Raw genomic sequence first — 21,117 nt, 5'->3', positions numbered from 1 at the left:
AGTCAGCCAGCCGTCAGTGAACGCATGCGCACAGGGCTATATGCCCCGGGGAGGCCGCGTTGGGACGCGGCGTGTCGAGGAATAGAAAGAAGACCGATCTAGGCACCTATGTGTGGAATAGCCGGCTTCGTCAGTGATGCCTCCTGGCAGAGCCCAGGGGAGTTCGAATGGCTCGAGAGCGTCGCTCGGGATGTCCTCGCTCTCGACCCGCTAGCGCCCGAGTGGTCGCGGGTCGAGAGCGCGCTCGAGGTCCTCGAGACGAGCTTCGACCGCCTGATGGCGTTTCAGGTGCACGACCGGCTCGGGCAGGACGCCGAGGCCCTGGCCCTGGTCGAGGGTCTCGCCCGGCAGCTGCGCGAGTTGCGCGATCGGGCGCGAACAGAGGCCGAGGCCGGGCACGGCGGCGAGGAGTTGCACCAGCTGAAGGAGAAGCTCGACGACTATGGCTGGCAGATCGAGCGGGAGATCCTGGGGCAGCTCGGCGCCGTGCGCCGGCTGATGCCGAGCTGGCTGCTGGAACAGGGCCCCAAGCCGGGTCAGAGATTCCTGGCCTGGTCGGTCGAGCGCATGCTGGACAGCCTCGACAAACTCGAGGTCCGCGGCCGGGACTCCGCCGGGATCTCGATCCTGGGTGTGCTTGCCGCTGGCGCCGCTGGCGCCGACGGTGACGTTCCGGCTGCGAAACGGGATGAAGACGTCGAGCTGCGCCGGAGCCTCACCGCGGCCGAGAGCGGCCAGGTGTATCTGAGCCAGCTGAGCCAGCTGAGCCAGTTGAGCCAGCTGAGCCAGCTCAATCGGCTCGGCCGCCTCGACGACGCACGGTGGGTCTGCCGGTTCGGGTACAAGGTGGCCAACCTGGTCGGCAGTCTGGGCGACAATCGCTCTTCCCTGGAGCAGCAGATCCGGGAGGACGCGCTCTTGTGGCGGTCGATGTCCGATCTCGACACGCTGAACGTGCTCGTCCATACGCGGTGGGCTTCGAACGGAATCATCAACATCGCCAACGCCCATCCGGTCGACGGACGGCGGCTCTCGGGCGAGTTCGCAGGCGATCTCCTCGATTCAGCCGATCGAGATGCGTTGTTCGTTCTCAACGGCGACGTCGACAACTACCGCGAGCTGCTCGAATCGGCGGTGCACGCGCGCGGTCTCGAGCTCGACCCGGCGATCAGCACCGATGCCAAGATCCTGCCGCTCGTCTTCCTGCTCGAAACCGATTCGGATGCCGAGCCCGCGGAGCGGTTCGCCGAGGTCCTGCGGCGCAGCGATGGCTCGCTGGCGGTGATGGCTCAGCACCCGAGCTGGCCGGATCGACTGTTTCTGGCCCAGAAGGGGAGCGGCCAGAGCCTCTACGCCGGGCGGGTGGAGAACGGCTGGTTCGTCGCCTCAGAGCTCTACGGGATGGCGGCGATCTGCCGCGCCGCGTACCCGGTGGTAAGCCCCGACGAGGACGGTATCGGCGTCAGTCTCGAGGCCGGAGATCGCGACGAGGGCCCTCCGCAAGCGTCGAGTCTTGGGAGCCGTGAGCCGATCGAGCTCCGGCTGGAGCCTCTGGCTATTTTCTCGCGCGATATTGACCGCAAGGGCTTCGACTACTACATCGACAAGGAGATGCACGAGGCCCCGGACGGCGTGCGCAGGACGTTGCGCGGCAAGTACAAGCTGGTCGAAGGCGGTCCGGTGTTCAACATCGGCGCGTTCGGTAACGGCTCGGCTTTGGTCGAGAGGCTCCGGCGGGGAGACCTGCCGGCCATTCACCGCATCATCGTGGTCGGTCAGGGCACGGCGGCGATCGCCGCCATGGGCGTGGCCCACTTGATCTCCGGGACGCTGGAATCGAGGGACATCGTCGTCGAGTCGGCGAAGGCGTCGGAACTCATCGGCTTCATGGCCGAGCGCAACCTCGAGGGCGTGATGGTGATCGCGGTTTCGCAGAGCGGCACGACCACCGATACCAACCGGGTCGTCGATCTGGTGGGCAAGCGAGGCGCCTGGGTGCACGCGATCGTCAATCGTCGCGACTCGCCGCTCGTAGCCAAGTCGCATTCCCATCTCTACACCAGCGACGGCCGCGACGTCGAGATGTCCGTGGCCTCGACCAAGGCTTTCTATTCGCAGGTGGCGGCGGGCAAATTGATCGCTCTCCTGCTGGCCAAGGCGTGGAGCACCCTGAGCGACGAGCAGATTCTCGAAGAGCTCAGGATTCTCGAAAAACTCCCGGCCAAGATCGAGAGCGTCCTCGCCGAGCGCGAGGCGATTGCATCATGCGCGGCCGAGCTCGGTCCGAGCAGTCGCTACTGGGCGCTGGTCGGAAACGGCCCGAACCGGATTGCCGCCGAGGAGATTCGGATCAAGCTGAGCGAGCTCTGCTACAAGGCCATCCCGTGCGATTTCACCGAGGACAAGAAACATATCGATCTGTCGACCGAGCCGCTGACCATCGTGGTGGCCAACGACCTGCGCGAAGAGGTGGTTCAGGACACGGTCAAGGAGGTTTCCATCTTTCGGGCCCACAACGGCAGGCCCCTGGTGCTGTGCTCGCGTAGCGAAGATCGATTCGACGAGGTGGCGCGGGCTTTGATCAAAGTGCCGACGGTGGGCGGCGGTCTCGACTTCGTGCTGGCTACCGTCGCCGGTCATCTCTGGGGCATCGAGGCGGCGAAGGCGATCGACGCTCGAGCCGACCCGTTCCGTGCTTTGAGGGGGCTCCTATCGGACCCGGACGAGTCGGCTCGGAGCGTCAGTGCGCTACTCGGCGCCTTCCAGGTGGCGCTCGAGGGAATCCGGCGGGGCGAGGGCGACTCGGCTCTGCCGGCCCGGACGGTGGCCGACCTGTCTCAGTGCGTCAGGCGGCTGGAGGCGCTTCCCGGCGATTCAACCCTCTCCGGCGAGTTGCTGGTGTCGGCAATCGACATCGTTCGGCGGGTGATCGAAGAGATGAGCCGGCCGATCGACACCATTCGCCACCAGGCGAAGACGGTCACGGTGGGCATCTCCCGTCCGGAGCCGGTAGTTCCGGCGTTCATGGAGCCGGTCTTTGAGGCCCTGGGGGTGGCGGCCGGTGACCTGAGAGAGGAAGACCTGCGTTTGCTCGAGTCGCTGGCCGACGTGGTCTTTGAAGTGCCGGGCTGCCTCCTCTACGAGGTGCAGGTTCCGGCTGGCGATCCCAAGGCCCTGCCGCTGCTTCGGGCGGTTCGAGCATCCGGCACCAGCCGGGTTGCCGATTCTCGGTTCGCCGAGCCCTACCGCGTGCGCGGCTCGAAGCGACGGGTTCTGCGAGTCGGCTCGGCGAGCTGGAGCGAAGGCCCCGCGGAAGCCGAAAGCATTCTCCTCCTGCCTGTGCTCAGGAACGGTGCGTTGGTCTGTTCGCACATTCTGCTCATGCATCTCGACTTCGCGCCGGGGGCGTCGCTGTCGTCGAAGGTCCGCCTCCTGCGCCGGCTCGGAAGCAAACACGCCGACCTCCTGGAGCTGAAGGAGGAGAAGTCGATCGCGGCCTCGCTGGAGGGAATCCTCGAGGTGGTGTCGGCCCGGGACCTGGTGTTTCGTTCCCCCGCCAACCTTTTGCGGATCTACGCCGAAGGTCTGGCCAAGCACCAGACCGAAGTCGGCCGAAGCGCCTGACGGTTCATCGGGCTGGGAGTGCCGGCTAGCGGTCCGAGAGCCCGCGACGAAGAGCGCCCGCGGCAAGAGCCGAGAACCAGATCGCTGCCGCTCCCACCATTAACCACTCGAGAACTAAGGAAGGCTCGCGACCCGTGGTGATGTCGTCCAGAGCGGCGTAAGTGAGGGCCAGCACGGAGATTGAGATCAAGTACAGGACGATTTTGCGCATACTTCCGACTCCTGCCGAGAGCCTACAATTGGTAGAAACGTAGCGCAAATCCCGCAGCCGGCAGGAAGACAACCGGTCGCCGGTGGTGGGTGTTCCGCGACGGCGTGCGGGACCTCAGGCTGGCGAAGCGACTTTCGGTCTCTGCCGGCTCGTCCAGGCGAGAAGCGCGGCGTGGGTCGGAAGGTACAGGACGAGCGGTACGGCGAGCATCACGACCCCCAGATAGACCAGCTCCGGGAGCAAGGTCTGGTTCACGCCGAACGGCTTCCACAGCCAGTTGATGTTGAGCTCGGGGTCGGTCACCAGGTAGGTGAACGGCAGGAGCAGCCACAGGATCACGGTCTGGAGCTTCCAGCCCCGGCGGTCGTAGCCCAGGCGCCGGATCGCCCAGAGCAGGAGTATGGGTACCACGATGTGGAACAGCGACAGCGAGCGCAGGCCGATCGATTTCTCGGGATCGAACATGTACTCGGTGCCGCCGATGAGGTGAACCCCGGAGAGGAGCCGGCCGCAGACATCGACGATCCAGAGGGCCTGGATGATCAGAACACCCACCGCCTGTGAGGAGAACAGAAGCGGGCTCTCGAGCCAGATCGCGAGCCCCAGGATCAGGTTGGCGGCATCACAGAGCCAGAGGAAGTTCTGGGCCCCGTAGGCTTGCCAGTAGACCGTGACCCAGAGCGCCAACCACAGGGTATAGACGATCTTCAGCCAGAGCGGAATCGCGTTTCGACTCAGCAAAGATGGAGATCGATCGATCAGATCAGAATCGGAACAGCAGCTGGCCGCTGACCTTGCGGGCGATCAGGTCGCCGAAGACGTGCTGCTGGACGTCCTCATCGAAGACGTTCTGCGCGTTGACGGTCAGCGTGGTCTGGTCGTTGGCGAAGCGGCAGCCGATGCCCAGATTGACCTGGGTGTAGGAGTCGGTCGGGCCCCAGAAGCGCGAATCCAGAACGTCGGTCCAGAACGCCTCATCCACGAAGTTGACGTTGCTGTTGAAGAAGAAGCTGCCGTTGTCGTAGGCGAGGCCGGCGTTGGCCCGGTGCTCGGGCGGCGTGTTGACCGCGTCGCGCACGGTGCCGTTGGGCAGCGTTTCTTGCGCGATTCCCGAGACCTCGGGCGCGTCCTGGTAGGAGTAGTTCAAGAACCAGGACCAGGCGTCCCGGGGGCTGGCGTTGAAGCTCAGCTCGAGGCCTCGATCGACCAACTCGCCGATGTTGCGGTAGGAGAACAACGCCGGGAATGTGTCCGCGAGCACCGTCGCCAGCAGGAAATCGAGCACGGGCCCGGGAATCGGCGGGTTGGTAAGGAAGAAGGCCGAGTTGGTGTGGTTGGCAGCGGTGAAGAAATCGATGGAATCCGTGGTCTCGTTCTCGTAGACGGACAGGGTGAAAGTGTTGCGGCCGAACGTGCCGACGTAGCCCACCTCGAGCGCGTCCAGCTGTTCCTCGGTCGCCAGAGGGTTGCCGACCGCCTGGGCGGGAAAGAACACGTCCGTGGGCGCCAGCAGACCCAGTTGAGGAATCGGCGGGATCTGGGCGGTATTGAAGATGGTGATATCCAAGAAGTTCTGGATCATCGACGGCGCGCGGAAGGCGCGGTTGTAGGACACCCGGAAGGTGTTGTTCGGATTCGGTGAGTACAACAAGCTGGTACGCGGCGAGACCACCGAGCCGATCGGGTCGATGTCATCCCACCGGGCTCCGATGAGCCAGCGGAACTTGTCGCTGAACAGGATCTCGTCCTGAACAAAGACGCCGTACTCCTCGCGGCTGTCTCCCATCGGCGCGATCGAGAGATCGAAATCGTTCTTGCGGGCAGTCGCGCCGAACGAGAAGATGTTGTTGTCTCCGGAGACCCGAGTGTCGCTGTAGTCGAGGTTGTAGGTGTCGCTCTTGAAGGCGAAACCGATGGGCATGCCATCGAGGCCTCGGGCGAGCAGGTTGTCGGCGTCGCCATCGAGAAGGTTGGCGAAGAAAGTGGCGCGCTGGGCGCGGCGACTCCAGTCGACCTTGACGAAGTTCATGGCCGCGCCGCTGGCGATGTCGAACGGTCCGATGCCGGAGTGCATGATGCCGTCGGTGGCCGCGTAACCGGCGCTCACGGACCAGCTGGTCTCGGGCGTCGGGTCATAATCGAAGCGCACGTTGGCCTTGGGCTGTTCGGTGCCCTTGTTTTCGTAATCGGGGTACGGGGTGCCGCCCAGGTTGGTCGGCCCTTCGGAGCCCGGGACGGAGCCAGTCGGCCGGTCGTAGGGGTCCTGCTCGAAGAAGCTCGCCGAGAGCTTGTAGCCGGTCTTGCCGGAACTGCCGACCCCGGCGTGAGTGATCCCGCCGTAGGCGGTACCGAAGTCGCCGGCGCCGAGCGTCACGCTCGTCCCCTGCATCTCCGAGGGTTTCTTGGTGATCAGGTTGATCACGCCCGCCATGGCGTTGGCGCCCCAGACCGCGCTTCCCGGCCCTCGCACGACCTCGATCTGCTTGATCTCCTTGACGTCGAGCGGGACGTAGTCCCACATGACGAAGCCGAAGAAATCCAGGTAGAGCGTGCGGTTGTCGAGCAGGACCAGCTGGCTGGTGGCGAGACTGTTGGTCGCCGCTCGTCCGGTGATCTGGATGTCGCGAGCGCTCATCTGTGCCACGTTGAGCCCCGGCACGTTGCGTAGATAGTCGCCGTAGTCGTCGGCGGGGATCTGCTCGAGCTGTTCGGCGGTCAGGACGGAGATCGCCGCCGGCACGTCGTGCAGCCGTTGCTCGGTTCGGGATGCCGTGACGATGATCACGTCTTCGATTTCCTTCATGCCTTCGCGCGATTCGGACTCGTCTGCCTCGTCCTGCGCGAGCGCGGGCGAAAAGCAGACACACACGCAGAGCAAACCGAAAGCAATGCGACGGTGCAATTCCCTCATCTTGGGCCTCCAGACTGAAAGTTCGAGCAGCCGACGCCGAGCGGCACCGGCCGCGGTCGGTGCTCCCCCCTGGGGTTTAGCTGGCTCAATGGTACCAGCGCGCGCGCCCGGCGGGCAATTCAGCTTTCGAGAACGGCGCTGGCGCGCAAACGCGAGGCCGCGGGAGACAGGGGAGCGTTGGTGAGAATGTTCTGGATTCGCTCCAGCGCCTTTACGTGGTCGCCGATGCGCTGATAGAGGATCGCCTCGCCGTAGAGATCCTCGGCCAGCAGGTCGAGACGCTCGTTGACCGCTTCGCTGAACTCGCTCTCGGGATACTCCTTGAGAAACTCGGCGCCGTTCGAGAGTGCTTTGAAGCTGCGACTGTTCTTCGCCAAGCGTTCGAACGCCAGCTCCTTGAGCTCGGGGTCTCCGGCGTGCGTAGCGAGCTCCTGGAGCGCGCCCAGCTCCTCGAGCGTCGGCGTCAGGACGAGAAGGCCGCGCTCGGCGCGCTGGCCGGCCTCGCTCTCGGGGGCCGCCTGCCATGATTTGAGCAACATCGGGACCGCGTCCTCGGGCCGCCGCAGGCGGCTGTAGGCCTCGCCCAGGGCCAGCGATACCTCCGCCAGCTCTTCGGCATCGGGGTAGTTGCTGACGTAGGTCGCCAGGAAGTCGGTTTCGTAGATGCCGCCCCGGAACACTTCGAGCGCGGTCGGGTAGATCTCGGTCACGGTCTCGTCGAAACCGGCGAGCGTTTCGCGCAGCTTGACCGCGTGCGGGCCCTCCGGATCGAACGCTTCGACGCGCTCGAGCGCGGACCTGTACATGGAGATGAGCTTGCCGTAGTCGCGGGCCAGCCGGTTGTTCTCGAGCTCACGATTCAGTACGGCCTGCAAGCGGTCGAGGCGGATGCCGTGGGCCTCGGCGCTCTGCGGCCAGGTCGCGACCGCCGAGTCCTCGAGGAACTCGACCATTTCATCGATCAACTTCTCGCCCTTGGCGAGAGCCAGGAGCGAAGCCTGAGTCTCCCGGCGGTAGTCGTCGGCCGGCTTGGGCTCCTGCTTGCGCAGGAGATCTTTGCGCACCGAAGCGGCTCGCAGGCGGCTGTCGAAGAATGGGTGGGTGTTCCAGTAGCCGTATTCCTTCGACTGTGGCAGCCGGATGTTCATGAGCGACATCAGCTCCTCGAAGCCCTCGGGCTCGAAGCCGGCGCCGGCGGCCAGGCGCACACCCGTATCGTCGGCCTGGTCTTCGAACTCCCGGCTGTAGCTGCGCAGCAGGAGCTCGCTCACCACGATGCCCGCCGCGGCCGCTCCCATGACCCGGTCGCCGCCGTCGGAGGGGGTCCCGTAGGGTGCCGGGACCGGTCCGGGATCTCGATCACTGTCGCTGGTCGTGACCATGACCCCCACCAGAAGCGCCTGGCTCAAGACGTTGAGCAACGTGGCCCGCTTTTGCATCTTGGTGCCGTGCTGCAAGACCACGTGGCCGATCTCGTGCCCGAGCAGGCCGGCGAGCATGTCATCGTCGAGACCGAGGTCGAGCATCCCGCGGGTGATGAAGATCTGTCCCCCGGGGAGGGCGAAGGCGTTCGGAATCGGCATGTCGACCAGAAAGAAGCTGAACGGATAGTCGCGAAACGAGCTCTCCTGGGCCACCCGATAGCCGATGTTCTGGATCCGCTCAAGCTCGTCCTCGTTGTCGTAGCTGCCGTAGTAGGCGACCGCCTGACGGGCGGCTTCGGCGCTCTTGAAGAACGTGTCCTTCTTGACCACCTCTTGCGCGGCGGAGCCGCCCGGGAGGGCCAGGCGGGGGGCGGGGAGAATTGTGGCGGGTCGGGACGATCCGGACGATCCGAGCATGGATCCCAAAGGTAGCAGGAATCGTGCCGGTGTCGATATCATCCCGACCATGCCAGAACCGATCGAAGCCGCACCGTCGGGCGAACCGTCCATGTTTCCGCAAGTCAACGAGGCAACGGCAAAGGAAGAGGTCCACGAGCGGGCCGACACGGTCTGGACTCGGGGTAGCGACGCGGCACCGGCCATTGGACGGGTCGCCACGCAGAGCGTGCGTGGCGAAGGCGGCCGGGTGGCGATCGTCGACGGCTGCCGGACGCCGTTCTGCAAGTCGGGCACGGCTCTGCGCGACATGGACGTGGTCGATCTCTCGGGGGTCGTGGCCGCGGAGCTCGTCACCCGCAGTGCCGTCGATCCGGATGACATCGGCCTGTCGATCTGGGGAGTGGTGGTTCCGGCGCTGCACGCGCCCAACCTGGGGCGAGAAGTGGTTTTCCGGGCCTCTCTGCCGATGGAGATCCCCGGCACGACGGTCAATCTGGCCTGCGCGTCGTCGAACCGCGCCATCACGTCGGCCGCGGAGGCACTCATGACGGGGCAGTGCAGGGTGGCGCTCGCCGGGGGGGCCGAGTCGCTGACCAACGTGCCGATCCAGTACTCGAAGTCGGGCGCCCGCAAGCTCATCGCTCTCTCGAAGGCGAAGTCGGCCGGCCAGAAGCTCGGCGTCGTGGCGTCGGTTCGGCCGAAGGACCTGGTGCCGGTGCCGCCCGCGATTGCCGAATACACCACCGGCATGTCGATGGGGCAGGCGTGCGAGAAGATGGCCAAGGAGAATGACATCTCCCGCCGCGCCCAGGACGAGATCGCCCTGATGTCGCACGATCGCGCGGCGGCCGCGGCGGCGGAAGGCCGCTTCGCCGGCCAGATCGTGCCGGTCTTTCCGAAGCCGGCGCGCGATCGGGCCGTGGTCACCGACAACGGCGTTCGCTCCGACTCCTCGCTCGAGGCGCTGGCCCAGCTGCGGCCGGTGTTCGACAAGCGCTACGGCACGCTGACGGCGGGCAACTCGAGCCCGCTCACGGACGGCGCGGCGGCCGTGATTCTGATGCAGGAGGACACGGCCAAGGCCGAGGGCTACGAGCCGCTTGGCTACATCCGGTCCTGGGCCTACGCTTCCCTCGACCCGGGCAGCCAGCTGCTGCAGGGGCCGGCCTACGCCGCGCCGCTCGCGCTCGAGCGCGCCGGTCTCGAGCTTTCGGACATGGATCTGGTCGAGATGCACGAGGCCTTCGCCGCCCAGATTCTCTCCAACATGAAGGCCTACGCTTCGAAGAAGTTCGCCCGCGACGAGCTCGGCTCGACCGAGCCCATGGGCGAGATCGACTTCGACACCTTCAACGTCAACGGCGGCTCGATCTCGATCGGCCATCCCTTCGGCGCCACTGGCGCGCGGGTGACGATGCAGTTGCTGAACGAGCTGAAGCTGCGCGATCTGAATCTGGGGCTGATGACAGTGTGCGCCGCGGGCGGGGTGGGCTTCGCCATGGTCGTCGAGCGCTCTTAGCGGGCTCAGCTGTACGCGAATAGGTCGTTGCGCTGCCCTCGTGCGCCTCGACGTACCTGATGTACGCCGTCGGCGCCCTCGGGTGCGCGCGCCTACTATTCGCATACAGCTGAGCCCGCTAAGAACCTCTCTGTAACGCGCGTCGACGGCGGTCGGCAAGCGATTCAGCTGGGGCCGGCTCGGGTCGAGCCGGCTCCGGCCTAGCCTGCGCTTGAGCCTTTCGGCTTGTGCGATCCGGCGGACTCGTTGCGGGATTGTCTCGGGACTCGGGGACACGATTCGTTCGTGTCCCCTCCCGACTGGTTTTGCCGCGAGACTGTAGCGGTCGAGCTCGGTCCACAACGAACGACGGACCCTGTAGCGGTCGTGCTCCGTCTCGACCGTCTTCTGTAGCGCTTGTGACGAGCCCCCTGACGGATCGCCTGCCGAGCCACCTCATCTCCACGCTTGGATTCTGATTCCTGGAACTCGCTTCGCACCTTGTCATTCTGAGGCGGAGCCGAAGAATCCCAGGCTGTTGGTTCGGAGAGGGAATCGGTACGGCGGATCCTCGCACCGTCTCAAAAGGCTGAGCGGCGGCAAGGCCGCAGCCGGCTTCTCGCGCCGGAGGCAAGAATCGGAGAGCGACGACCGCCGAAGACCTCCTAGCCCGAGCCGGCCCCTGGCGAATCGCTTGCCGATCGCTGCCGAAGCGCGGGCGAGAACATCGGCATCGCAACCGCTGCCATAATCGCCGGGTGAGCTCGAAGCCCCTCGACGGCATCCTGGTCGTCGATCTCAGCCGGTATCTCCCCGGGCCGCTGACCGCCAAGATGCTCGCCAATCTGGGCGCCCGGGTGATCAAGGTGGAGGAGCCGGAGTTCGGGGATCCGGTGCGCAGCGCGCCGCCGATGGAGAGAGGCGCGAGCCGGCTGGCGCGATTGCTTCTGAGCGGGGTCGAGAGCGTAGCGCTCGACTTGAAACGGGAGGAGGCACGGGAGGTCCTTCGAGCGCTGCTCGAGACCGCGGATGTTCTGCTCGAGAGCTTCCGGCCGGGCAAGCTCGCCGAGTTCGGGCTCTCGGAGACCTCGGCCAAAGAAGGCTTTCCGCGCCTGGTCGTGTGCTCGATCTCGGGTTGGGGCAGCTCCGGGCCGGTCAGCGCTCGGACCGGACACGACCTCACCTATCAAGCCGCGGCCGGCGCGCTCGCGGCGACCGGTGAGATGCCGAACGTGCCGGTTGCCGATCTTCTGGGAGCCTTCGCCGCGGTGTCGGCGGTGAGCTCCGCTCTTCTGGCCCGAGAGACGTCGGGCCGCGGCACGTTCATCGATGCCTCTCTCTTCGATGCCGCGGTGATCGCTAACTTGACCAACGTCGCCGCGTCGACCGGAGAGGGTGGGGACGAGGTCGGCGGCCGGACCGGCCTGACCGGCGCCTATCCCTGCTACCGCATCTACGACACCGGGGACGGGCGTCGTTTCGCGCTGGCGGCGCTCGAGCCGCGCTTCTGGAAGGGGCTCTGCCAGGCGTTGGACCGTCGCGATCTCGTTGGGCTCCAGTACCGGCGAGACGCCGAGAGTCACGCGTTGGTGGCGGAGGTGTTCCGGACGCGGTCGGCCGAGGAGTGGTCGAGGCTCTGTCACGAGCACGATCTTCCTGGGGAGATCGTGCTCACCCCGAGCGAGGCTTCACGAGGCGAGCAGGCAGGGTTCCGGGATCTCGCGACAGAGGAGGGGCGGCTGCCGTTCCCGGCGCTGCTCGACCGGCAGCGACCGGAGGCCTCCGCGAGCTTGCCGGCCTTGGGCGAGCACACGCGCGCGGTGCTGGAGGAGTTCGCCCCGCAAACCACCCAGCTGAGCCGGAGAGCGCTCCGGGCGGCCGGCATCGGGCGCCGGCTGACTCTGCGCCAGGCCGTCGGCCGTTGGGCCGCCGGTCGACTTGGCCATTAGTGCGGTACCTAGCGCAGTACTGGCCTCACTCGGGCGCTCGGCTCACGACCAGAAGGGTGACGTCGTCCGCCAGGTCCCGGTTGCCGATGTGGGCTTTGAAGGCGCGCACGACGCTGTCGTGGACCCGCGCCGCGCTGCCGCCGTTGGCCGCCAGTTGCTCCAAGCGCGGGAAACCGAAGGAGTGCTCCTGGGCGTCGAGCGCCTCGGGCAGGCCGTCGGTAAAGAGAAGCAAGGTCTCTCCTGGCCGCAGGTCGGTTCGCTGGATCGGCAGCTCGAGCTCGGCGCGCATTCCCAACGGCAATGCACCGCTACCGAGCTCGACGATCGATCCGTCGCGGCGGCGCAGCAAGGGGAACGGGTGTCCGGCGCAGACGAAATCGACAACCCCGGTGGCCGGCTCGAGCAGGGCGTAGAACAACGACATGAAGGCGCGCCGGTCGCCGGTGCGATGGAGCGTCGAGTTCAGGAGCTGGGCCACCTTGTCCGGGGCCGGATCGACTTCGAGCGCCGTCTTCAGGGTCGCGTTGGCGATCGCCATCAGCAGGCCGGCCGCGATGCCGTGGCCACTGGCGTCGCCGATCACCAGGGCCAGGCGTCCGTCCGGCAGGGACGAGACGTCGTAGTAGTCGCCTCCGACCTCGTTGGCCGTCCGGTAGGAGTGAGCAAAGGCGTAGCCGGGTACGACCGGCGCTCGCTGAGGCAGCAGCTCGGCCTGAAGCTGGCGAGCCACCTCGAGCTCGTCGCGCACGCGGATGCGGTCGACCAGCTCCATGATGAAGAGAAACGCAAAGCCGACGATCGCGGCGATCAGATACAGGCTCGCGGTTCCCACCGAGATCATGGTGTTTGAACCTCCGAGCGTGAGGTCCTTGCCGCCGAGAAGCCCGAGGATGGTTGCCAGCACGGACACGGCGAAGATCAGCCGACGAGCCGGGGAGAGCCTTCGTGAAATGCCGATGAAGAGGATCTTGGTTCGCCGGAAGAACCCGAGGACCTCGTCGGTTCCTTCGGGCGGCGCATCCTGGTCGCGGCTGAGCACGCGGTAGGCCTTGGAGGCGTCTTCGCCGAACAGACGCTTGAGGTCGCGCACGTTCAAGCCCGCGGTGTAGTGGCGCACGAACCCGCGAGCGTCCCTCAGGTATTTTCTCGGTTTCGACATCCGGGTTCGATCTCAGTTACGGAAAGCGGGGCTCCAAGTTCCGTCAGTTGAACATGACCGGCGCAAGTCGGGATAAAATTATTGCGGATTTTGTTGGCGAAAGGGGTCGAGAGGCAAGAAAGTGCGTAAGTCGAACCGAATCTGGATCCCGTTGCTGTCGATGGCGCTCGTCATGTCCGCGTTCTCGGGCTCGCCGGCTGGGGCGGCTTCCTTGAAGCTGGCGACCCTGGTGCCCGAGGGTTCCATCTGGGACAAAGGGCTGCGCGAGCTGGGCGACAAGTGGAAGCGCGAAACCCAGGGCAGGGTGTCGCTGCGAATCTACGCCGGCGGGGTTGCCGGCAGCGAATCCGACATTCTCCGCAAGATGAGGATCGGACAGCTCCATGCCGCGGCATTGACGGCAGTCGGTCTAGAAGAAATCGACCCGGCGTTCGCCGTGTTGACCATGCCGCTGTTTTACGACTCGTTCGACGAGTTTCTCTACGTCCTGGACGGACTCTCGCCCCGTCTCGAGGCGAAGCTCGAGGCCAAGGGGTACGTCCTCTTGCACTGGGGACACGGCGGCTGGGTGCGGTTTTTCTCACGAGCGCCGGTGAACGACATAGAGGATCTGCGCAAGCAGAAGATCTACGTCACCGCCGGCGCCGACGAGATGGTCACGATGTGGAGGGAGAACGGTTTCAGGCCGGTTCCGCTCGCGCAAACCGACATCATGACCGGATTCCAGACCGGGATGATCGACGTGCTCGCGACCACACCGCTGGCGGCGCTCTCTCTGCAGTGGTTCCGGCAGGCGTCGTTCATGCAAGAGACCGGTTTAGCGCCTTTGAGTGGAGCCACGATCGTCAAGCTGCGCGATTGGAACAAGATCACCGCGGCGGATCGGGAGCTTCTGCTCGCCGACGCCTCCGCGACCGAGGAACGCCAGCGAGAGACGATTCCCGAGCAGGATCAGATCGCCATCGAAGAGATGAGCAAGCGAGGGCTGTCGGTAACCTCCGCCGACGAGTCCGCGGAATGGAACCGCACGGCGAGACGGATCGCCGAGTCGATGCGCGGCAAGCTCGTGCCTCGGGAGTTCTACGACGCCGCCAAGGCCCTGCGTGACGAGTATCGATCCAAGGTCGAGAGTGAGACCGAGGCTCGGCTGGATGCCGAGCCGGAGGCGACGCCGGTCGCCGGCGGGGAACCGCGCTGAAGGACTTCCTGCGTCGAGCCGAGACGAGCCTGGCGGTCGCGGCCCTGGCCGCGATGGTGCTGTTGCCACTGGTCGAAGCGGCGGCTCGCAAGCTGATCGGCGTCGGCATCCCCGGCTCGTCGATCTTCGTTCGGCACCTGACGCTGTGGGTGGCTTTCCTCGGCGCCGCGCTGGCGGCGCGAGAGGGCAAGCTCCTCGCTCTGGCAACCGGAGAGCTCTTCAAGCGGTCGCGAATCGTCGGGCCGGCTAAGAGCGTCGCCAACGCCATCGCGGCCGGCGCGACGGTGCTACTCGCTCGGGCTTCGTTCGACCTCATGATCCTCGAGCGTGAGGCGGCCACCGAGCTGCCGTTGTCGGTGCCGGTCTGGGTCGCCCTGTCGGTGCTGCCGATCTCCTTCGTGCTGATCGCGGCGCGCCTGGTCTGGGCCTCGGCGAGCACCTGGAAGGGCAGGTTGCCGGCGATTCTCGGCGTCACCGCGGGACTCGTCCTGGGACAGTTTCCCCAGCTGCTCGAAGGCCGAGCGGCCTGGCCCTGGCTGGTTTTGATTGTGGTCGGCACGCTTGCCGGCGGACCGATCTTCGCGGCTCTCGGCGGCGCGGCCGTGCTTCTCTTCCTGGTCGAGGGCGTGCCGGCGGCGGCGGTGCCCGCGGAGACTTATCGCTTGGCGGTGTCGCCGACACTGCCGGCGATTCCCTTGTTCACGCTGGCCGGGTTTCTGGTCGCCCAGGGCGACGCGTCGAAGCGGTTACTGCGCGTCTTCCGGGCCTTCTTCGGGTGGCTGCCCGGCGGAACCGCCGTGGTCGTGGCGTGCCTGTGTGCCTTTTTCACGGTGTTCACCGGCGGCTCGGGAGTCACGATTCTGGCGCTCGGCGGGCTTTTGTTTGCGGCCATGCAGAGCGACGGCTATCGCGAGAACTTCTCGCTCGGCTTGCTGACCGCGTCGGGCTCGCTGGGCCTGCTGTTCGCGCCGGCGCTGCCGCTCATCCTCTACGGCATCGTCGCCGAAGTCCCGATTCGCGACCTCTTCATCGGTGGTCTGGTGCCGGGTGTTCTCATGCTGGTGCTGGTCGCGGGCTGGGGCGTGTGGGAAGGGCTGCGCCGAGGCGGTCCCCGTCAAAGGCTCGAGGGGCGCGAGATCGGAGCGGCACTGTGGAATGCCAAGTGGGAGATCGCGATCCCGTTTCTGGTTCTGGGGGCAATTTTCGGGGGGCTCGCGACCCTGGTCGAGGTTTCGGCGATGACCGCTTTTTACGCCTTCGCCGTCCAGTGCTTCGTGCACCGGGACCTCAGCGTGCGCAAGGATCTGTTTCGCGTCACCAGCGAGTGCATCGTGCTCCTGGGTGGCGTGCTGATCATCCTGGGCGTGGCGATGGGCTTGACCAACTATTTCGTCGACGCTCAGGTGCCCGACCAGATGCTCGCCTGGGCCAAGGAGTCGATCGCCTCTCCGCTCCTGTTTCTGCTGGCACTCAACATTTTCCTGCTCATCGTCGGCTGCCTGATGGACATCTTTTCGGCGATCGTGGTGGTGGTACCGCTGATCGTGCCGATGGGCCTCGCGTTCGGCATCGACCCGATTCATCTCGGCATCATCTTTGTCGCGAATCTCGAGCTCGGCTATCTGACGCCGCCGGTGGGCTTGAATCTGTTCCTGGCCTCGTACCGTTTCGAGCGGCCACTGCTCAAGATCTGGCGCGCGGCGATTCCGATGCTGGTGATCCTCGGCATCGGAGTGCTGTTGATCACCTACATGCCGTCGCTGTCGCTGGGACTGCTGGACTGGATCGGCCGGGAGTAAGGCGCGCCAGCAGCGCGCGTCGGGGACATCGGGGACACGATTCCTTCGTGTCCCCTCCCGACTGAGTCCGCGCGTCGGCGGCGATCGGCGGGCGAATCCTCCAGGGGCCGGCTCGGGCTTCTCGGCCTGCCGAAGTCAGGCCCTCGCCTGCGCGCCGCTGCGCGCACTCCGATCGAGGCCTCCGAAGCTCTATACCAAGCGCTTGCGGCGAGCCCCCTGGGCGGATTGCCCGCCGTCTCGCCTTGGCCTCCGCGCGCGCTGTGAGCAGGACCCGCTAGTGTCGATATGGAGCTCGCCGCGAGATTGCGTCGGCAGGGTTCGAGTTAGGCGCGCCGGCCCTTAGGCCTCGCACGCGCGAAGCCATCGAGGCGCTTGCGAGGATCCGGCGAGGTGAGTGCGGGCGAGTCGAGGAAGAGCGATTCGCCGCACCGCAGCGGGGCGCTCGGCACAGCGGTTCTAGATAGAAAGAGGTAGCGAGGAGACGCACGAATCGCCCGAGACGAGTCCGCTACGAGGCCGCCGGATCGCAATAAGCCTCGCGGCTGAGCGGTGCGAGGCCGCAGGCCGGCCGCAGGTCGTGTCCAGTTGTCTCCAGGTGCGGCAGCTACTTCAACGTCACCCAGGTCGCGCCCCAGCCGCCGGCTTCGAGCGGCGCGTCGCCGAAGTCGAGGACCCGCGGGTCGCGCGCGAGCAGCGTGCGCACGGTGTTGCGCTGCACGCCGTGGCCGCGGCCGTGGATGATCCGGAGCTCGCGCAGGCCGGCTTCGTGGGCGGCGTCCAGATAGTCGCGCACGACGTTGGCAACGTCGCGGGGCAGGAAGCTGTGCAGGTCGAGGACGTCCTCGATCGCCAGGTCGAGCTCGGGGAGATCCTCGCGCGGATCATCCGGACCGCCCGGATTTTCCGGATTCCCCGGATTGGCCGGATCGGGCACGACTAGCTCTCGGCCTTGCTGGGCTTGCCACGCCAAAGCACTATGCCGACCAGCACGGCCGCCCCGACCACGATCGAGATCCAGGGGCTCAAACCGTAGGCGGACGGAACGTCGCCGAGAAGCATTGCGATGACTCCGACCGTGACCGCGTACGGCATCTGGGTCCGGACATGGGCGATGTGATCGCAGCCCGACGCCATGCTCGAGAGAATGGTGGTGTCGGAGATGGGCGAGCAGTGGTCACCCCAGACGCTTCCGGCGAGCACCCCGGAGATGGTCCCCAGGAGCAGAAGGTAGAAGCGCTCGTCGGTCACGGTCATACCGCTCTCGAGCGAAAGGCCGTGAGCGATCGGGATCACCAGCGGCATGAGGATGCCCATGGTGCCCCAGGAAGTGCCGGTGGCGAAAGCGGTGGCCGCGGACAGCAGGAACACCATCACCGGCAGCCACTGGGGCGAGACTACGCCCTGGGTCAGCTCGACCAGGTAGTCGGCGGTGTGGAGCTCGGCGCAGACCGCGCCCAGCGACCAGGCCAGGATCAGGACGACCAGGGCCAAGAGCATCGAGCTGAAGCCTTGGACCATGGCCGAGGTGCCCTGTTTGACGGTCAAGATCCGCTGCCCCAAGGCCAGGGCGAGCGCTACGGTGACCCCGGCGAGACTCGCCCACAGCAGCGCGCGCGTGCTGTCGGCGTTCGAGAACACGTCCTGGAGCCATTTGAATGCGGTCGGGTAGTCGGCGCGCCGGACCGCCGCGCTGCCGGTCGCAAAGAGGCCGACCATCGTTATGGAAATGACGGTCAGGATCGGCAGCAGGGCGTTGATCGGCCGCTTGGGAGCGTCTTCGGGCGGCGACAGGCGTCCGCCGTCGTAGTCCGCCAGCGGGGTGTCGCCGACCGCCACCAGGGCGCCGGTCTTCGCCGCCCGTCGCTCGGCCTTGAGCATGGGACCGAAATCCCGGCAGGTGTAGGCGATGGTGAACCCAAGAACCAGAGCCAGGATCGGATAGAACCGATACGGAATCGAACCGACGAAGGCGACGTAGGCGTTGTAGGGCAGGTCGAGCTGTGTGAAGGCCGCCGCGATCAGCCCGACCTCGAAACCGATCCATGTCGATATCGGCACCAGGCTGGCCACCGGCGCGGCTGTGGAGTCGACCACATAGGCGAGCTTCTCGCGGCTGATGCGGAGTCGATCGGTGATCGGACGCATGGTCGAGCCCACGATCAGGGTGTTGGCGTAGTCGTCGAAGAAGACCAGGATGCCCATCACCCAGGTCGCGAGCTGCCCGCGCCGAGCGTTGGTGGCGTATTTGGTCAGGGCATCCACCAGGCCTTGCGTGCCGCCGCACTTGGAGATCACTCCGACCATGCCGCCGAGGAGGGTCGTGAAGATCAGGATGCTGGCGTTGCCGGAATCCGCGAGTGACGGCGCAACGAACTGGTCGATCGCGCGCGCGAAAGCGATGATCGGATTCCAGCCGTTGAGAAACAGGGCACCGAAGAAGATGCCCAGAAACAGTGACAGCAGAACATCCTTGAAGATCAACGCCAGGGCGATCGCCACCAGCGGCGGCACCACCGACAGCCAGCCCGAGATGGTCTCGAGCTCCAAGACCGCGCTGGCCTCGCCGCTCTCGACCCGGACGCTATGAGCACCGGCCTCGAGCGGGGCACCGACTTTGAGAGAGTGGTCGCCGACCGGGAGCTCCCGGCGTTCGACGACCTCGCCATCGAGGTAGACCTCGACCGGGAAGGTGAGGTCCGAGCGGGCGTCCTCGACGCTGAGGCTCAGCGTGAGGGGCGCGCCGGAGATGGCGGCACCGGAGGGACCTACCGAGAGCTCGACCGCCGTGGCGGAAGCCGCCGCGAGGCAGCCTAGGCCTGCGATAAGAGCGAAACGACGGAGAAACTCAGGCCTCGGCAATCGCCGCGGCATCCACAGTCTCTCCGGCTGCTTCCGTCTCCGCCGGCTCGCCGGCGCCCGCGGCGGCCAGCGGCGGCAGGCCCAGCCGCTCGCGCAACTGGTTCTCGATCTCGTCGGCGAGATCGGGATTGTCGCGCAGGAACTGCTTCGAGTTCTCCCGGCCCTGCCCCAAACGAACGTCGCCGTAGTTGAACCACGCGCCGCTCTTGCCGACGACCTTGTGCTCGACACCCATGTCGAGCAGCTCGCCGAACCGGGAGATCCCGTACCCGTAGTCGATGTCGAACTCGGCGAGCCGGAAGGGCGCCGCGATCTTGTTCTTGACGATCTTCACTTTGACCCGATTGCCGACCACCTGATCGCCGTCCTTGAGCGCGCCGATCCGTCGGATGTCCACGCGAACCGAGGAGTAGAACTTGAGCGCGCGGCCTCCCGAGGTCGTCTCCGGGCTGCCGAACATGACGCCGATCTTCTCCCGGATCTGGTTGATGAAAACCAGGCAGGTCTTCGACTTGGCCACGATGGCGGTGAGCTTGCGCAGCGCCTGCGACATCAGCCGGGCCTGGAGGCCGACGTGAGAGTCGCCCATCTCGCCTTCGATCTCCGCGCGCGGCACGAGGGCGGCGACCGAGTCGATTACGACCACGTCGATGGCGTTGCTTCTGACCAGCATCTCGGCGATCTCGAGCGCCTGTTCGCCGAAGTCGGGTTGAGAAACCAGGAGGTTGTCGATGTCGACTCCGAGCCGCTTGGAGTATTCGGGGTCGAGCGCATGCTCGGCGTCTACAAAAGCCGCGACGCCGCCCAGTTTCTGGGCCTGTGCGATGACCGAGAGCGCCAGGGTGGTTTTTCCGGACGCTTCGGGTCCGAACACCTCGACGACCCGGCCGCGCGGGAAGCCACCGGCGCCGATGGCGGCGTCGACGGCCAGCGAGCCGGTAGGAATGGTCGCGATCGACAGGGAGTCACGCTGGCCCAGACGCATGATGGCGCCCTTTCCGAACTGGCGCTCGATCTGGGTCAGAGCGCTGTCGATCGATTTGAAGGCTTCGGTTTTGGGGTCTTTCATTGCCTGATGTCCTCCCGGCTGGAGCCGTCGAGCCCCGCTGCAAGATGCATTGGGGGATATACTACATCCAAAGAAGACGCGTTCCGGCGCTTCGATCTGGCATTCCCCGAGGACCACCCGATTTCCACAACAACGCTCCAGCACGGGCCGTTCTCGACCCTGGAAGACGTGGCGGGGATCGAGTGGACGCCGTCCGCGGATCTGTCCCGGCTGAGCACGTTTCGAATCGGCGGCAGGGCCGAATGGCTCGCGACCGTGCATACCGAGGAGGCGCTGCGGACCCTGCTGGCGAAGCTCGCGGCGGACGGGCAGCGGTTCCATCTCGTGGGCCTGGGCTCGAACGTGCTGTTTCCGGATGAAGGACTCGAAGGCCTCCTGGTTCGCCTCGAGGGCGACTTCAAGGGGATTCGCTACGACGGCACGATCGTCGAGGCCGGCGCCGCCGTGGCTTTGCCGAAACTGGCGCGGCGAACCGCGGAGCGGGGCTTGAGCGGTCTCGAGCCGCTGTGCGGGTTTCCTTCGACCGTCGGGGGCGCGGTGGTGATGAACGCCGGCTGCTACGGCGTCGAGATCAAAGACGTACTCGCCAGCTGCCGCGTGCTGGGCCGTGATGGCAGCCCGGCCGACCTCCGCGCGGAGGACCTGGAGCCCGGCTACCGCTCGACGAATCTGCAGGGAAGCGGTCGGATCGTGGTCTCGGCGCGCTTCCGGCTCACCGAGAGCGACGCCGCGGCCGCCCTGAACCGGATCGACGAGCTCAACGAGAAACGCTGGGCCAGTCTGCCGATGGGGCAACCCAATGTCGGCTCGATCTTCAAGAATCCACCCGGCGACGCGGCCGGGCGCTTGATCGACGAGTGCGGCCTCAAGGGATTGGAGGCCGGAAGCGCTCAGATCAGTCCCAAGCACGGCAACGTCATCGTCAACACCGGTGGAGCGAGCTCAAGCGACGTGCTCGAGTTGATGCTGGCCGCCTATCATTCCGTGAAACGGCGCTTCGGCGTCGAGCTGGAGCCG

The 21,117-nt window shown here is 66.1% G+C and carries 13 protein-coding genes and 1 pseudogene; 6 read left to right on the top strand and 8 right to left on the bottom strand.

Going from position 1 to position 21,117, the window contains the following annotated elements; all coding sequences use genetic code 11:
- The first annotated feature begins 108 nt into the window (after window positions 1-108).
- Window positions 109-3,006: pseudogene (locus GY769_14035) on the top strand (SIS domain-containing protein).
- A 643-nt stretch (window positions 3,007-3,649) separates the two neighbouring features.
- Here GY769_14035 and GY769_14030 read toward each other — a convergent pair.
- The 4 genes from GY769_14030 to GY769_14015 form a co-directional block, all read right to left on the bottom strand.
- The gene (locus tag GY769_14030) at window positions 3,650-3,835 is read right to left on the bottom strand and encodes a hypothetical protein (GenBank protein ID MCP4203037.1); all 186 of its coding nucleotides are present in this window, start codon (window positions 3,833-3,835) and stop codon (window positions 3,650-3,652) included.
- Between the two features lie 114 nt (window positions 3,836-3,949).
- On the bottom strand, window positions 3,950-4,576 hold the full coding sequence (locus tag GY769_14025; GenBank protein ID MCP4203036.1) for a hypothetical protein: 627 nt from the start codon (window positions 4,574-4,576) through the stop codon (window positions 3,950-3,952).
- A gap of 22 nt (window positions 4,577-4,598) precedes the next feature.
- Entirely contained in the window at window positions 4,599-6,746 is a 2,148-nt protein-coding gene (locus GY769_14020; GenBank protein ID MCP4203035.1) for a TonB-dependent receptor, read from the bottom strand.
- 119 nt (window positions 6,747-6,865) lie between these two features.
- Complete coding sequence (locus GY769_14015; protein MCP4203034.1) at window positions 6,866-8,587, bottom strand: M48 family metalloprotease; 1,722 nt, start codon at window positions 8,585-8,587, stop codon at window positions 6,866-6,868.
- Window positions 8,588-8,678: 91 nt separating this feature from the next.
- Here GY769_14015 and fadI point away from each other — a divergent pair, with 91 nt between their 5' ends.
- Both fadI and GY769_14005 read left to right on the top strand, forming a co-directional pair.
- Window positions 8,679-10,088 (top strand): acetyl-CoA C-acyltransferase FadI, encoded by a 1,410-nt coding sequence (gene fadI / locus GY769_14010; protein ID MCP4203033.1) that lies wholly within the window; start codon window positions 8,679-8,681, stop codon window positions 10,086-10,088.
- A 737-nt stretch (window positions 10,089-10,825) separates the two neighbouring features.
- Window positions 10,826-12,016, top strand: coding sequence for a CoA transferase (locus tag GY769_14005; GenBank protein ID MCP4203032.1), 1,191 nt, complete (start codon window positions 10,826-10,828; stop codon window positions 12,014-12,016).
- Between the two features lie 25 nt (window positions 12,017-12,041).
- On the opposite strand, the gene GY769_14000 is transcribed toward GY769_14005, so the two are convergent.
- A complete protein-coding gene (locus tag GY769_14000) occupies window positions 12,042-13,175 on the bottom strand; it encodes a serine/threonine-protein phosphatase (protein ID MCP4203031.1) in 1,134 nt (377 codons plus the stop codon).
- Between the two features lie 121 nt (window positions 13,176-13,296).
- Here GY769_14000 and GY769_13995 point away from each other — a divergent pair, with 121 nt between their 5' ends.
- The gene (locus GY769_13995; GenBank protein MCP4203030.1) at window positions 13,297-14,373 is read left to right on the top strand and encodes a hypothetical protein; all 1,077 of its coding nucleotides are present in this window, start codon (window positions 13,297-13,299) and stop codon (window positions 14,371-14,373) included.
- 62 nt (window positions 14,374-14,435) lie between these two features.
- Window positions 14,436-16,172, top strand: a complete 1,737-nt coding sequence (locus GY769_13990; GenBank protein ID MCP4203029.1) for a TRAP transporter large permease subunit — start codon at window positions 14,436-14,438, stop codon at window positions 16,170-16,172.
- A 604-nt stretch (window positions 16,173-16,776) separates the two neighbouring features.
- On the opposite strand, the gene GY769_13985 is transcribed toward GY769_13990, so the two are convergent.
- The 3 genes from GY769_13985 to recA all read right to left on the bottom strand — a co-directional run bounded on the left by GY769_13985 (window position 16,777) and on the right by recA (window position 20,100).
- On the bottom strand, window positions 16,777-17,025 hold the full coding sequence (locus GY769_13985; protein MCP4203028.1) for a Smr/MutS family protein: 249 nt from the start codon (window positions 17,023-17,025) through the stop codon (window positions 16,777-16,779).
- Between the two features lie 83 nt (window positions 17,026-17,108).
- Window positions 17,109-19,031 carry a Na+/H+ antiporter NhaC family protein gene (locus tag GY769_13980; GenBank protein MCP4203027.1) on the bottom strand — a complete coding sequence of 641 codons (1,923 nt, stop codon included), beginning with the start codon at window positions 19,029-19,031 and terminating at the stop codon, window positions 17,109-17,111.
- On the bottom strand, window positions 19,018-20,100 hold the full coding sequence (gene recA, locus GY769_13975) for a recombinase RecA (GenBank protein MCP4203026.1): 1,083 nt from the start codon (window positions 20,098-20,100) through the stop codon (window positions 19,018-19,020). Before recA ends, GY769_13980 begins: the two co-directional genes overlap by 14 nt.
- Before the next feature lie 6 nt (window positions 20,101-20,106).
- On the opposite strand from recA, the gene murB reads away from it, so the two are divergent.
- The coding region (murB, locus tag GY769_13970) for a UDP-N-acetylmuramate dehydrogenase (GenBank protein ID MCP4203025.1) at window positions 20,107-21,117 on the top strand (1,011 nt) is incomplete at its 3' end.

Source organism: bacterium, assembly GCA_024224155.1.
In the GTDB taxonomy this organism is placed as follows: Bacteria; Acidobacteriota; Thermoanaerobaculia; order Multivoradales; family JAHEKO01; genus CALZIK01.
The sequence above is the reverse complement of the archived record's forward strand: the minus strand, read 5'-3'. Positions and strand labels throughout refer to the sequence as shown.

Coding starts and splice junctions, on each gene's coding strand:
- GY769_14030 (MCP4203037.1), bottom strand. CDS start 3,835: ATGCGCAAAATCGTCCTGTACTTGATCTCAATCTCCGTGCTGGCCCTC.
- GY769_14020 (MCP4203035.1), bottom strand. CDS start 6,746: ATGAGGGAATTGCACCGTCGCATTGCTTTCGGTTTGCTCTGCGTGTGT.
- GY769_14015 (MCP4203034.1), bottom strand. CDS start 8,587: ATGCTCGGATCGTCCGGATCGTCCCGACCCGCCACAATTCTCCCCGCC.
- fadI (MCP4203033.1), top strand. CDS start 8,679: ATGTTTCCGCAAGTCAACGAGGCAACGGCAAAGGAAGAGGTCCACGAG.
- GY769_14000 (MCP4203031.1), bottom strand. CDS start 13,175: ATGTCGAAACCGAGAAAATACCTGAGGGACGCTCGCGGGTTCGTGCGC.
- recA (MCP4203026.1), bottom strand. CDS start 20,100: ATGAAAGACCCCAAAACCGAAGCCTTCAAATCGATCGACAGCGCTCTG.